The following is a 13,688-nucleotide window of genomic DNA, read 5'->3' on the forward strand; positions in this document are numbered from 1 at the left end:
ATGCTAAAACTTGCAGGACTGACTCTCGCAGCCGTCACCCTGAGTGCCGCTGCCCACGCCGATGTCGCCCTGAAACTGGGCAGTACCGAACGCGTTACCCGTCTCTTCGCCTATCCCAACAACTGCAACGTGATCTGCTTTCGCAACTGGACACTTGAACAGACCGTCGAGCATTACCTGACCCAAAGCGTGCAGCGTGATGGCTACACCGGGGCGAAGGTTCTGATCAAGACCGATAACAATCAGCTTTACGCCGAAATCAGCGGCGTACCCAACGGCTATGAAAAGCCTCTGGCCGCGCTGCTCGACGCCGGTGACCTGGCCTACAACGGCGCCAGCAAACTGAATGCCGATGGCAAGTGGGCGTATAGCTGGTACCTGTTCCTGCCGTTGGGTATGGCCCTGGAAAATCGCAAAAGCGTCGAACTGCTGCACTTCCCGCCAGACTATTCGCTGACCCAGGCCCAGGATTACCTGAGGTCCGCCACTACGGATCGCTGGGCCACGCTGCTGACTGCCAACGGCATCCCGGCCGGGCAGACGCCGGGCTACCAGACAATCATCGACATCGCCCCGATTGCCGCGCCGTCCAACGCGGGCAAAGACCTCGAAGGCGTCTACGGCTACTTCAAGGATTACCAGACCACCATGGTCAAGGAAGTCAGCCTGAACGCCAGCGGCGCAGCCCTGCCGATGGTCGCCTTCGGCGCACCGGTGCGTAACTGGATCAAAGAGCAATACGGGCAGACGGTGAACGTGTTGGGCCTGGTCCAGATCACCCCGGACAACGGCGTGAAAGTCCCCGTGCTGGGCTCCAACCATCCGAGCTACATTTGGTATGCCGCCGATCCGGCAAGCTACACCGGCAGTGACGCCCAGGCCAAGGCCGATGCGGCAGGCCTGAAAGTCATGGGTCAGGATTTGAGTGCTGCGTGCTGGCAGGCCGCCATGGGCCGCCAACCGGACAGCAATCCGGACGTTGAGCTCAATACCTGCAGGCAAACCTGGCAAGTGGCCCAGAAAGAAAAAACCTGCGAGCTGTTCTACACCTCGATCCGCAACCTGTCGCCCCAACAGGCTGTGGGCAAATGCGCGACAGCTTCGATCGTGTCCCAGCTCAAGCAGCTCAAGGCTCCGGCGCCAGCCACGGCGAAACCTGCTCCGCCGTTGTAACCCGATGAACGGCGAAAAATCTGTCACTTATGACAGTAGACCGCCCATGGTATCTGCGAGAGGCTTGGGCTGAACCCATGTGCTGCTGTGCTGACAGGACCGTCGGTGCAAGGAAGTCGCAGCACCCAGCAGACAGGGATTGTTATGAAAGCTCACGCCCCTCAACGAAAACGCCCACAACCGCCGCAAGGTGTTTACCCCTTTTCGGAGTTGCCCGTTCGCCTGGGATTTCCTTCCCTGGCCGACTTCGAAATCATTGAAAACGCCAAGGGCGAAGCCACGGGTATTGCCGCACGGCGCGAATTCCCGCGAATCACCCGTATCTGCCGGGCGTCGGGGCATTTGCTGCCCTACCGCTGCCGGCATACCCGCCAGCTCGCCCCGGGCATACACGTCTACGACCCGCGCTTCTGCGGACTGTTGCGACACTCCTGCGACCCCAATGTCTTTCTGGACTTGAGCGAGTTGTGGATATGGGCGCTGAAGGACATCAGCAAGGGGGACTGGCTGACCATGGACTTCGCCGCCACCGAAGACAAACTGCAACGCCAATTTGCCTGCCAGTGCGGCTCATACGAGTGCCGTGGCTGGATTACCGGCTACGACGAGTCGCCAAACGCCGACGGCCAGGCGTTTCTGCAACGCTGGCGTCGGCAACGTCATTATTGACGGGTATTACTGAGGGTCGACCGGACGCAGGCGGTACTGCGGCGGCAGTTGCTCGAAGCCGCTGATGGTGGTGTTCAGGCTTTTCCAGCGACCGTCCTTGATGCCGTAGATGCAACCGTGGACCGACAGGCTCTGCCCGCGGTGCCAGGCATTTTGCACAATGCTGGTATGGGCGACGTTGGCCACTTGCTGAATCACGTTGAGTTCGCAGAGGCGGTCGACCTGTTCCTCTTCGGTGGCCAGTTTGGCCAGTTCTTCGCGCTTCTCGTAGTAGAGATCGCGAATCGAACGCAGCCAGCCGTCGATCAGGCCGAACTGGCGATCCTGCATCGAAGCGCGCACACCGCCGCAGCCATAATGGCCGGTGACAAGGATGTGTTTGACCTTGAGCACATCGACCGCGTACTGAATCACCGACAGGCAGTTGAGGTCGGTGTGCAGCACGACGTTGGCCACATTACGGTGTACGAACAGATCGCCCGGCAGCATGCCGACGATCTCGTTGGCCGGCACCCGGGCGTCGGAACAACCGATCCACAGGAACTCTGGGGTCTGTTGGCGAGCCAGCTTGGCGAAGAAGTCAGGATCTTCCTCCTTGATCGCAGCGGCCCAACGCTCGTTGTTATCAATCAGATCTTGTAATTCGTTCATGCTTTGAAGCCTCAAGAATGATGCGCAGCTTTGACTGACAACCGTCCGTCGGGGTCACGCGCGAAAATGCAGATGCTCTCCTGATCCGGAACACGGGGCTCCATGCCGGTGGAATTCTCGGTAGCCACGGGGGTCAACCGTAGTAGGGACTACAGTATGAGGAATTGCCATGAATGATTCACGACGTCCGTACGATGCGGTGCAACCGGAACCCGTCGATGACAACGAAGACCGCATGGGCTCGGTGCGTGAGTTGGATTTCGACGAAGAAGAACCCGGCACCAGAATCGGTGACGAACTGCCGGAAAAGGAGCGCGAGCAACTGCTGCCGCGCAAGCGCGGAAGTGAAGCGGGCCTGACCGCTGCCTCGACCGGTGACCATCAACCTACCGATGACGACTTGAGCCCGGAAACCCTGATCCGTGAGGACGGCGCCCGGGATGCCCATGAGGCGGGCAATGATAGCCGTGCGGATTGGGACCTGAGCATCGTCGATGAGGACGAGATCGGCGGTGGCAATGGCCTGGATGAGGCTGAACTGGCTCAGCGCGATCCGATGGACGGCAAGCGATAATTTTTTAGTGCCTGTTCAGCCGCCTTCGCGAGCAAGCCCGCTCCCACAGGGGAATGCATTCCAAATGTGGGAGCGGGCTTGCTCGCGAAGCTTTTAAGCTCAATCCACCAAAGTGCAGGCCATGACCACCGCATCTTCGCGCCCGCCCACCGCCGGGTAGTAATCCCGACGCCGGCCGATCTCGTTGAAACCATATCGCTCATACAGCTTGAACGCAGCGGTATTGCTGTCGCGCACTTCCAGGAAACACTCCCGGGCGTCGGCCTTGTAGGCAATCGACATCAAATGCTCAAGCAATGTCAGCCCCAGGCCACGCCCCTGGTTTTCCGGCTTGACCGTAATGTTCAGCAGGTGCGCCTCGTCGAGGATGATCTGCACCACACCGTGGCCGACTTGTTGCTGACCTTCGAACATCAGCCAGATCTGATACTTGCCCAGGCCATCGAGGAAAATCCCGCGGGTCCAGGGATGGCTATAGGCCGCATATTCGATTTTCAGTACAGCTTCCAGGTCCGCCTCGGTCATCGGGCGAAACGATACAGCGTCACTCATTCGATTCTTTCCAGCGCGCCATCAGCCGACGCATGGCTTGCCAGACATCAGCCTTACGCTGTGGCTCTTCCATTAATAATTCCAGGCCCGGCACCGCCCAGGCCGAGCCCAGGCCTTCGATCTGCAATTCGCGATTGAACGCCTCGGCATCCGCTTCGCCGGCAAATCGCACCGCAGGCAAGCCGATCAGCCACAAGCAGGCGCAGGGCGTTTCTTCCATGCGCACCGAGAGAAAACCTTGCACGAAGTCGCGGGCCGCTTCCGGGCCCTGATCCATCGTGCCACGCACCAACAGCGGCCAACGCACCGGCTCACCGACGATCTGCGGGCTGTCCGGCAGACCTGCCGCGCGCAGCATGTCCTTGAGCAGCAGGTAGGCAGGATCGCGAGTCTGGAAGGATTCACCTGTGGGTAACTCCACCAGCAGCAGGCAACGCCCGGCCCGCAATAATTGCAGGGCGAAACGCGGGGGCGGCACGATGGGTGCCTTGACCACGGCTGGCGTCTCTTCGGCCTCTTCCACCGGTTTCGCGCCGGTGCGGGTGCTGGCCAGCGATGGCCGTGGCACCTCGATCTTCACCCGCTCGGCCGGCTTGACCACAGGCGCCACGGGCGTATCGGCCACAACAGCGGGCACGACAGGCGCGACCACAACCGGCTCGGGAATCTCCAGCAGCTCGGGCCGCGACGGCGCGGCAAAGGGCAATTCGGTGCGCGGCAGCCAGTTGACCACCTGCATGGCGGCCAGATAAGCGCGACGACGGGACTCGATAAGCAAAGGTCGGCCACTTGTGGATAACTAAAGTGCGCTGATTCTACCGCCGTTCGCTGAAGATCGCCCGCAGTTGATCGATGCACCTTACCGAAAAGAAGGCGACAGTCCGTCCCGAGAGTGAATCGCATTGCCCCCGATGCAGTACAATCGCGGCTTTTAATCGCCAACCAGCCGGCCATTCCGATGATCGAACCCAAGCGCGTCTTGCGCGCCCTCGCTGAACACTGGGCACTTCTGGAGCCACTGTGCGAGCACTTCGACCAAGGCACACTGAGCCTGAACGAACTGCGCACGCAACTGGCCGCCCAGCAACTCGACAGTACGCCGCAGGACATCACCAGCCTGCTGGATGTGTGGATTCGCCTCGACATCCTGGTTCCCGTGGCCAAAAGCCCGAACCGTTTCGAGCTCAATGCGCAGATTCACGACTTCCTCGCCTATCTGCGCCGTGAACACCGTCTGGGCCTGTGCCTGGAGATCGAAGCCTACCTGCGCCACCTCGAGCGTCTGGCCGGTTATATCCAGGACGCATTCGATATCCGCGACGGCAACGACCTCGCCCGCCAATTGCGCCTGCTCGACATGCGCGTGCGTGACGTGCTGAAAAAACTCGATAACGACGAACAGGCACTGGTGGCCGTCGCCGAACGGGCGAAAACCAGCGACCGGCAGATTCCGTTGCGCCAGCGTTACGCCGAAGTGCTGGCGACCTGGGACGAATACGTCGAGCCGATGATTGATCTGGTGAACGCCGACGGCGCCTTCGAACAAGGCGTGCGCAAGGTCGAAACCGTCCTGCTGAAGATGCTCAGCGAACAGCAGCGCCTCGGCCACCTGGTCGACGACGACATGTTGCTGCGCACCCACGCGCGCATCCTCGAAATGCAGACCAGCGCCCAGCTGACCCTGCGTCACGCCCGCGAGCTGCTGCTGCCGCTGCGCGAAGAGGCGCGCCGGCACAACGCCGTGACCCGTGGCGCCGCATTGGCCCTGTCGATGATCCGCCGCAAAGGCATCGACGCCGTGCCGCAAGCGGCGATGCCGATGTTCACTCGCCCACAGAGCACCTTCCTCGGCAGTGCCAGCCAGGTCGAAGCCTACGTTTATGCCCTGGCTCGCTTCGAACCGAAACCGGCGCGCTTCCCCAAGGCTCACAAGACCCAGAAAGGCGACGCGCCACGGGCGCCACGCACCGTTCGGGAAATGCTCGAACGCTGCGAAGACGCCCTGCCGATGCCGGACCTGATGACCTGGCTGCTGGAGCAGGAACCGGACGGTGCCACCGACGAACTGTTGTACTGGTTCTCGCGCCTGTCGCGGGAAAAACGCTTCAAGCGCGAGCGCCTGGAACGTCGCGAATACCATACTCACGAGCACCAGGTCAGCCTGCGCTCCTTCGCCCTGCTCTCGGTCAGCGACACCGCCGCCGAGGATTCTGCGAGCACTCCCTATGCATCTTGATCTATCCGAACTGTCCCAGCTGGCGCCGATCTTTCGCGAGCTGTTCAAGGGTTATCACGTCAGCCGCCGCGATCCGGAGCTGTACGCGCAGTTGTCGAACTTCCAGGACCAGTACCGCACGCTGTTCAAGGCCCTGGGCTTTGAACTGGTCTGCGACACCCGTGGCTTCTACTACTTCGTGCCGGACCTCGCAGCGGCGGCGGTGAACAAGACCGCCCAGCGTCTGGCGCTGTTCACCTTTATCCTCGTCGAGCACCTGGCCGATCAGGGCCGCGACCCGATCGCCGTGCTCGACGGCGGCAGCCTCGGTCGCGATGAATTGCCGTCGCTGCTGGAAAAGTACCGCGACCTGTTCATCCAGGCCGAAGTGCAGACCCAGGACGAGCTCGAAGAAAAGATCATGCGCCGCATGACTCAGCTCGGTTTCGCCAGCGAAGAGAACGGCGTCTACCGTTTCCTGCCGCCGATGCACCGTTTCCTCGATGTGTGCCTGTCGGTGCAGCAGGACCGCGACCTGGCCGCCAGCCTGCACAGTGTCCTGCCGTTGCCGGTGCCGGTCCTGATCGACGAAGACAGCGACGAAAAGCTGTTGCAGACCGATGACCCGCTCGACCTCGCGGGTTTTGAAGACGAAAGCGAAGAAGACGCACTGGCCCGCGCCATCGCCGAAGAACAGGAGCTCGACGCATGAGCAAGGAACGTTACGGCATCCGCCGCTTTGCCCTTTTGAACACCGCCGGCTACAGCCTCGGCCTGTTCCCGCTGGAAGAGCCGCTATCGGTATACGGCGCCAACAACTTGGGTAAATCCGCCTCGATCAACGCCCTGCAGTTCCCGATCCTGGCGCGCATGTCGGACATGAGCTTCGGCAAGTACAGCCTGGAGCAGTCCCGGCGCTTCTACTTCGCCTCGGACACCAGCTACATCCTGGTGGAGGTGAACCTGCCCCACGGCCCCCACGTGATCGGTGTGGTCGGCCGCGGCCCGGGCGGCGGCTTCGGTCACCAGTTCTTTGCCTATGCCGGCAAACTGGACCTGGCCCACTACCAGAAAAACGACACCTGCCTGCGCCAGAAAGAACTGTTCACCAACCTTGAGCGCGAAGGCCTGAAAGCCTACGAACTCAAGCCGGACGAACTGCGCCGCCTGCTGGTTGGCGGTCACACTTCGATCCCGCTGGACCTGACGCTGATCCCGCTACGCTCCACCAGCGAGCAGAGCCTGAAGACCTTCCGCGCCCTGTTCATCAACCTGCTGCACATGCGCGAAATCACCGCGGCCAAGCTCAAGCAGCTGTTCCTCGATGCCTTCGAACACAGCCTGCGTTCCGGCAGCGTCGACTACATCGCCGCGTGCGAAGAAGCGTTCCGCGATGTACGACGCATGGAGCAGGACTACAACTCGCTGGTCGCCGCCGGCCCGCTGGTCGAAGCCCTGGCCAACGGCGTGAAGCAACGCGACATTCTGCGCGGCAAACTGCACCGGATCTCACCGCTGCTCGACTCCTTGCTCGGCACCTGGTCGGACTACGCCAGTGCGCGCAAGGAAGAGCTGACCATTCAGGCCGAGCACTACCGCAACGAGCAGGATGCCCTGCAAAACGACCAGCGCGGTGGCACCCAGGAACTGATGCGTCTGGAACGGGAAATCACCGGCATCCAGCGCTGGCTCGGCGAATTGTCGGTGCTCAAGCATCGCTTTGCCCTGGTCGATGACGTCAAGGTGCTGGAGCAGCAGCTGCTGGCCGCCAAGGACGCTCACGATGAACTGGCCGGTGCGCTGGCACAGTCCCGCCAGTTCAGCGCCGAAGACCTGGACGAGCGCCTGCGCGACCTGGAAAAACGCCTGAAGTCGGTCAAGCAGCAGCTCGATCACGCCGACAACAACAGTTATGCCCGCCTGCGCGAAGAATTCTCGCAGCAAGACGTCGAACGCCTGATGCGCCTGTTCAACAGCGCACTGTTCAGCCTGCCGCTGGGTGAACACGGGATCACCCTCGACGACGACGGCGAGTGGGTCAAATCCGTGGAGCTGATCCTCGACGGTTTCAAAGGCGAACGCTTCGAAGTGCCGGGCCTGTCCATCGACATCTCGCACATCGAACCACCGGCGCTGCAGGCCCTGGCTGACCGCGCAGCCCTGCGCGACCAGAAGGAGCGCCTGGACAAAGAACTCAAGCAACTGAAGACCCAGCAGGCCGTGGCGGCCGACCGCGCCGCGAGCAAGACCCAGACTGAAGTGCTGTACCAGCAAGTGCTGGATGCGCAGAAAGCCCTGGAAGATTTCCGTCGCGCGCAAACCCTGAGCGCCGAGGAAGGCGACAAGCTGGAACAGATGGCACAGATGGAAGCCGCACAGGACGAATTGAAGCGTTCCAGCGATGCCTTTACCGAGCGCGTCCAGCAACTGTCGGCCAAGCTACAACTGGTCGGCCGCCAGATCGGCGACATGGAAGCCAAGCAACGCACCCTCGACGACGCCCTGCGCCGTCGCCAGTTGTTGCCGGCGGACCTGCCGTTCGGCACACCGTTCATGGACCCGATCGACGATTCCATGGACAACCTGCTGCCACTGCTCAACGACTATCAGGACAGCTGGCAAGGCCTGCTGCGGGCCGACGGCCAGATCGAAGCGCTGTACGCCCAGGTACGCCTCAAGGGCGTGGCCAAGTTCGACAGCGAAGACGATATGGAGCGTCGCCTGCAACTGCTGATCAACGCCTATGCGCACCGTACCGACGAAGCCCTGACCCTGGGCAAGGCTCGCCGTGCCGCCGTGACAGACATCGCCCGGACCCTGCGCAACATCCGCAGCGACTATGACAGCCTCGAACACCAACTGGCACTGTTCAACCGCGAGATCAACAAACGCCAGGTCTCCAACCTGCAAAGCTTCCGCATCGTGCTCGCACCGAACAAGGAAGCGCTCAAGCACATCGACCAGATCATTCACAGCGCAGGTCAGTATGAAGAAGGCGAAACCCTGTCGGTCTTCGATCTGAGCCAAAGCGCCGAGCAGGACAACAAGAACGAAGAGGCCAAGGAATACCTGGCGCGGCTGGTGGCGGCCAACCACAACCAGCTCGGCCTCAAGGACTTGTTCGAACTGGCGTTCGAGATCACCAAGGTCAACGGCCAACCGGTGATCCACACCGACATCGACGGCGCGGCGTCCAACGGCACCACCATGACCATCAAGGCGCTGACCAACATGTACTTGTTGCTGCACTTGATGGACCGTGACCAGGCCGGTCGCGTGCGCCTGCCGTACTACCTCGACGAGGCGGCGGACATCGATGAGAAGAACCAGGCCGCATTGCTGGAAACCAGCCTGCAACTGGGCTTCGTGCCGATCCTGGCGAGCGTGAAGCCGCAGGTCTGCGCCAGTGTCGCCATCGACCTGGAAGGTGGCAGCGGCCCGGCCGGTATCTACATCGATGAGGCGGACTGGAAGTACATCCGTCGTCACGATCAGGTAAGGGCGACGATCAACGAACAAGCGGATGAACCGGAGCTGGATGCGGTCTGAGGCTTGAATCGAAGGCAATAAAAAGGCCGCGGTCCAATGGATCGCGGCCTTTTTCATAGGTGTGTCATTTAGCTTTGCAGTGAACTTCAGAGCCTCTTCGCGGGCAAGCCCGCTCCTACATTTGATCGCATATCTTCAGGAACAACCCCGCCCCCTGTGGGAGCGGGCTTGCCCGCGAAGGCGTCATCACAGACGCCACATAACCCACCGACTATTTACCGAGGGAAATCTTCGGCGCCCAGCCCAGCCACTCCTCTTCGAACTTGTCGAACAGCGCGAACGTCTGCTCCGGTCGCGCCGGGCTACCCATGCGCTCGCCATCCGGCGTGGCAAAGGCGACACCGCCCTGAATCATCGTCTCCAGTGATTCAGTACGCACCGTTGCACCTTTGAACAGGCCGACATCGAAGTCGAAACCGCTGGTGTTCCAGAATCGTGTACCGCTGCGTACCAATGGCGCGTACTTCGGCTCGATCAGGATATGGATCAGCACGCGATCAGCGGTCTGGCCCAGTTCATAACCGGTCACCTTGCCCACGGTGATTTCGCGATACGTCACCGGCACCCCGGCCTTCAGCGAACCGCGACGTGCCGCGCTCAGCACCAGACTCAATCCCGCTTCCTGCTGGGCAGTTTCGGGCGCGGCGGCCAAAACGACAAAGCTCTTCTGCGGTCCCAGGTTCTTCGGCGCCGGTTGTACCTCAATGTATTGCCCGGTCACCAGGGTTTCGAGGTTGGACGTCTTGATCAGGCCCAGTTCAGGCTTGACCACCCAGAACTGACTGCCGACCCGGGCAATGCGCTCTGGCACTTCGGTAATCCGCGCGGTCAACAGCACCGATTGCAGGTCCTCGCTGAGATCAACATCCTCCACCTTGCCGACATCCAGCCCCTTGAAACGAATCGGAGTGCCGGTACGCAGGCCATCAGCGCGATCGAGCTTGAGCGTGATGACTTCGCCCTTCTGCGTAGCGTCTTCATGGTTCGCGAACAGACGGAAACGTGGAATACGCTTCTGCAACGGGGCGTTGTCCTGCGGGGTCTCGAAGGCAATGCCGCCGGCCATCAAGCTTTGCAATGACTCGCTTTTAACCTGGACCCCGCCGGTCAGTCCGCCCGTGAGGGTGATGCCACTGGCGTTCCAGAAGCGCGTCGAGGCGTTGACCAGGCCTTCATATTCCTTCTCGATGTGCACGCCAATGATCAGTTGTTTCTTTTTGCGGGAGAACTGATAGCTCTGTACGGAGCCGACTTTGACCTGCTTGTAGAGAACCGGGCTGCCGACTTCCAGCGAACCGAGGTTTTCCGTGAACAAAACAAGGTGCAGGCCCGGTGCACGCAGATCCAGCGGCGGTGCCTTGGCCCGGGCTACAAACTCCCGCTGTGGCGCCGAACCCTTGTCGCCAGGCCGCACAGCGATGTAGTTACCTTTGACCAACGCCTCGAGACCGGTAATCCCCGCCAGGGAAATCGACGGCTTCACCACCCAGAACTGAGTGCCTTCGACCAGGTAATCCTCGGCCAATGGGTCCATCGTCAACTCGGCGGTTGCGCCAGACAGATCCGCATCGACCTTCAGCGTTTTCAGGCTGCCCACCTGAATACCCTTGTACATCACCGGTGTGCGACCGGCCTGCAAGCCGTCGAAATCACTGAGCTTGACCTTCACCCGGATACCGGCGGCGGCGGCGTCAAAGTCTTCATATAGTCTGAACGGCAGGCTCGGATCGGTAGGCGGACTGTCCTTGCGGTTTTCGGGTGTGGCGAACGCAATACCACCGGCGACGATGCTGGCCAGGGACTCACTGCGGACCTTCACACCCGACAGATTGGCGTCGATGCTGATGCCGCTGGCATTCCAGAAACGTGTGTGTTTGCGCACCAGTTTGGCGTAAGTCGGCTCAATGAAGACCTTGAGCTCGACAGTGTTCTGGTCCTCGGACAATACATAGCTTTTGATCTGGCCCACTTTGATCTGTTTGTAAAACACCGGACTGCCACGGTTCAGCGAGCCCAGGCGGTCGGCCTTGATAGTCAAGTGCAGACCGGGCTGGGCATCGGAGAGCGGCGGTTCCTGGGCCAGGGCCTTGAACTTGCGGACCGGCTCGCCTTCCCCCGGGCTGATGGCGACATAGTTACCTGAAACCAGCGTCTCGAGACCGGTAATCCCTGCCAGCGTCACGCTCGGCTTGACCAGCCAGAAACGCGTGCTGGTTCGCAGGTATGGCTCTACGTCCTTGTTCATTTCGATGCTGGCGATCACGCCTTTGGAACTGCCTTCGTCATCGAGCTTGAGACTTTTGACCTTACCGACCGACATGCCTTTATAGACAACTTCGGTCTTGTTGGCCTGAATGCCCTCGCCGCTCTCAAAACGCACCTGAATCTCGATACCGGTCTCGTTATAGGCACGCCAGCCGAGCCAGCCGCCAATGATCAAGGCGATCAGGGGCAACACCCAAATGGCAGACCAGTTCGAAGCCGGTCGGGTTTTCGCTACAGGCAAATCAGTCATGGTCGTCGTCCGACTCCGTGTTATCCCAAATCAGTCGGGGATCAAAAGTTACCGCGGCAAGCATCGTCAGAATCACCACCGTGGCGAAAGCGATGGCGCCAAGATTGGCTTCGATGCTGGCAAGCCGCCCAAAATTCACGACCGCCACGAGGATGGCAATCACAAAGATATCGAGCATCGACCAGCGGCCGATGAATTCAATGAAACGGTACATCCAGATACGCTGGCGAGCCGAAAGGGGCTGACGGCGCTGCACGGAAAACAGCAGCAGAGCGATGCCCACCAGCTTGAACGTGGGCACCACGATACTGGCGATAAACACCACGGCCGCAATGGGGAACATTCCGTAGTGCATCAGTTCGATCACACCTGCCATGATCGTGCTCGGCGCACCTTTGCCCAAGGAGTTCACGGTCATGATCGGCAGCAAATTGGCCGGTATGTAAAGAATGGCGGCGGTAATCAGCAATGCCCAGGTGCGCACCAGGCTATTCGGGCTGCGGGCGTGTACCAGCGCCCCGCAGCGCGTACAGACTTGCTCATCGGTATCAGCTTCCTGCCTGTTCAATTCATGACATTCCTTGCAAATCAGAATGCCCGCATCAATCGCCCGCATGGGCATCCTCTCCTGATAACGCTTGCCAGATCTGGTGTGGAGACATTACGACCTCCAGCCAGACTTGAATCAGCAACAAACCAATGAAGCACACCAGGCCGAGGCCTACGGTGATGGCTGCCATATCTGCCAGTTTTACGATCGCTACCAGTACGCCCATGAAGTAAACCTCGAGCATCCCCCATTCGCGTATATGGTGATAAATGCGATAGAGCAGCAAGCCGTAGCTGCGTCCGACATCAAAACGGATACTCAACAATACGGTCAGTTGACACAGCAGCTTGAGCAGCGGGATCCCCATGCTGCACAGGAATACAATCACTGAAACGCTTTGCATGCCCGTATCAAAAAGGGCGACAACGCCGCTCCAGACAGTGTCTTGCGAAGACTGCCCGAGTAGATTGAGCTGCATGATGGGTAAAAAGTTCGCCGGAATAAACAACAACAAGGCGGCTATGACAAGGGCGAGACTGCGCTGTACGACGTTGTACCGATTGGCATAAAGCTCGTAGCCACAGCGCGGGCACACGGCTTTTTCGCCATGGGCGAGTTCGGGTTTACGCATGAGCAAGTCGCACTCATGGCAGGCAACCAGATTTTCCAGTGGTATTTCTGACAGCTCTTTGGCGTCAACCGAATCCGGCATAAGCGCTCTGACTCTGAAAAAGTTGGACCTATTCTAGTGTCCTGGGACAAAAATAACTGCGCCAATTTGTGCTTGATTGATCGTGCTTTTTCTACGACAAAAACAAAACCCCTACCTGCATACGCAGATAGGGGTTTCGGAATTTAATCTTGACGATGACCTACTCTCACATGGGGAAACCCCACACTACCATCGGCGATGCATCGTTTCACTGCTGAGTTCGGGATGGGATCAGGTGGTTCCAACGCTCTATGGTCGTCAAGAAATTCGGGTACTGACTCGTGGCCGGTTGGCCTCGCTTCAGCAAATTGGGTATGTGACAGCTTTCGGTGTTTTGCAAGAGTCGAACTTTCGGTTCGTTTCGTCTTCATACACCGCAATCTGATGCTCTTTCGAGTAGTCAAATTGCTTGGGTGTTATATGGTCAAGCCTCACGGGCAATTAGTATTGGTTAGCTCAACGCCTCACAGCGCTTACACACCCAACCTATCAACGTCGTAGTCTTCGACGGCCCTTCAGGGGACTCAA

At 59.9% G+C, this 13,688-nt stretch carries 12 protein-coding genes and 2 rRNA genes; 6 read left to right on the forward strand and 8 right to left on the reverse strand.

The window, feature by feature from the left end:
* Both PSJE_RS13065 and PSJE_RS13070 read left to right on the forward strand, forming a co-directional pair.
* On the forward strand, nucleotides 1–1,173 hold the full coding sequence (locus PSJE_RS13065) for a hypothetical protein (RefSeq protein ID WP_090457689.1): 1,173 nt from the start codon (nucleotides 1–3) through the stop codon (nucleotides 1,171–1,173).
* A gap of 144 nt (nucleotides 1,174–1,317) precedes the next feature.
* The gene (locus PSJE_RS13070; RefSeq protein ID WP_090457690.1) at nucleotides 1,318–1,842 is read left to right on the forward strand and encodes an SET domain-containing protein; all 525 of its coding nucleotides are present in this window, start codon (nucleotides 1,318–1,320) and stop codon (nucleotides 1,840–1,842) included.
* Between the two features lie 6 nt (nucleotides 1,843–1,848).
* Here PSJE_RS13070 and can read toward each other — a convergent pair whose 3' ends face one another.
* Nucleotides 1,849–2,493, reverse strand: coding sequence for a carbonate dehydratase (can, locus tag PSJE_RS13075; protein ID WP_057713295.1), 645 nt, complete (start codon nucleotides 2,491–2,493; stop codon nucleotides 1,849–1,851).
* A gap of 169 nt (nucleotides 2,494–2,662) precedes the next feature.
* Between can and PSJE_RS13080 the strand changes: the two genes are divergently transcribed.
* Entirely contained in the window at nucleotides 2,663–3,067 is a 405-nt protein-coding gene (locus tag PSJE_RS13080; RefSeq protein WP_090457692.1) for a serine kinase/phosphatase, read from the forward strand.
* 99 nt (nucleotides 3,068–3,166) lie between these two features.
* Here PSJE_RS13080 and rimI read toward each other — a convergent pair whose 3' ends face one another.
* Nucleotides 3,167–3,619: a ribosomal protein S18-alanine N-acetyltransferase gene (gene rimI, locus PSJE_RS13085; protein WP_007981794.1), complete on the reverse strand. Its 453-nt coding sequence runs from the start codon at nucleotides 3,617–3,619 to the stop codon at nucleotides 3,167–3,169.
* The gene (locus tag PSJE_RS13090) at nucleotides 3,612–4,358 is read right to left on the reverse strand and encodes an energy transducer TonB (protein WP_090457694.1); all 747 of its coding nucleotides are present in this window, start codon (nucleotides 4,356–4,358) and stop codon (nucleotides 3,612–3,614) included. The genes rimI and PSJE_RS13090 overlap by 8 nt, the downstream gene beginning before the upstream one ends.
* Before the next feature lie 219 nt (nucleotides 4,359–4,577).
* Between PSJE_RS13090 and mksB the strand changes: the two genes are divergently transcribed.
* Genes mksB through mksF form a run of 3 tightly spaced genes read left to right on the forward strand, consistent with a single transcriptional unit; the run spans nucleotide 4,578 to nucleotide 9,383 of the window.
* Nucleotides 4,578–5,855, forward strand: a complete 1,278-nt coding sequence (gene mksB / locus PSJE_RS13095) for an Mks condensin complex protein MksB (protein ID WP_167362878.1) — start codon at nucleotides 4,578–4,580, stop codon at nucleotides 5,853–5,855.
* Nucleotides 5,845–6,546 (forward strand): Mks condensin complex protein MksE, encoded by a 702-nt coding sequence (gene mksE, locus PSJE_RS13100; RefSeq protein ID WP_090457698.1) that lies wholly within the window; start codon nucleotides 5,845–5,847, stop codon nucleotides 6,544–6,546. The genes mksB and mksE overlap by 11 nt, the downstream gene beginning before the upstream one ends.
* Nucleotides 6,543–9,383, forward strand: a complete 2,841-nt coding sequence (mksF, locus tag PSJE_RS13105; protein ID WP_057713290.1) for an Mks condensin complex protein MksF — start codon at nucleotides 6,543–6,545, stop codon at nucleotides 9,381–9,383. Before mksE ends, mksF begins: the two co-directional genes overlap by 4 nt.
* Nucleotides 9,384–9,594: 211 nt before the next feature.
* Here mksF and PSJE_RS13110 read toward each other — a convergent pair whose 3' ends face one another.
* From PSJE_RS13110 to PSJE_RS13130, 5 genes are all read right to left on the reverse strand, one after another.
* Nucleotides 9,595–11,898: a PqiB family protein gene (locus PSJE_RS13110; protein ID WP_090457700.1), complete on the reverse strand. Its 2,304-nt coding sequence runs from the start codon at nucleotides 11,896–11,898 to the stop codon at nucleotides 9,595–9,597.
* Nucleotides 11,891–12,514, reverse strand: coding sequence for a paraquat-inducible protein A (locus PSJE_RS13115; RefSeq protein ID WP_007997011.1), 624 nt, complete (start codon nucleotides 12,512–12,514; stop codon nucleotides 11,891–11,893). Before PSJE_RS13115 ends, PSJE_RS13110 begins: the two co-directional genes overlap by 8 nt.
* Nucleotides 12,501–13,160, reverse strand: coding sequence for a paraquat-inducible protein A (locus tag PSJE_RS13120; RefSeq protein ID WP_090457702.1), 660 nt, complete (start codon nucleotides 13,158–13,160; stop codon nucleotides 12,501–12,503). The genes PSJE_RS13115 and PSJE_RS13120 overlap by 14 nt, the downstream gene beginning before the upstream one ends.
* A gap of 147 nt (nucleotides 13,161–13,307) precedes the next feature.
* Nucleotides 13,308–13,423, reverse strand: a 5S ribosomal RNA gene (rrf, locus tag PSJE_RS13125).
* Nucleotides 13,424–13,580: 157 nt separating this feature from the next.
* A 23S ribosomal RNA gene (locus tag PSJE_RS13130) occupies nucleotides 13,581–13,688 on the reverse strand; the annotation flags it as partial.

Source organism: Pseudomonas jessenii, from assembly GCF_002236115.1.
Classification (GTDB): Bacteria; Pseudomonadota; Gammaproteobacteria; order Pseudomonadales; family Pseudomonadaceae; genus Aquipseudomonas; species Aquipseudomonas jessenii.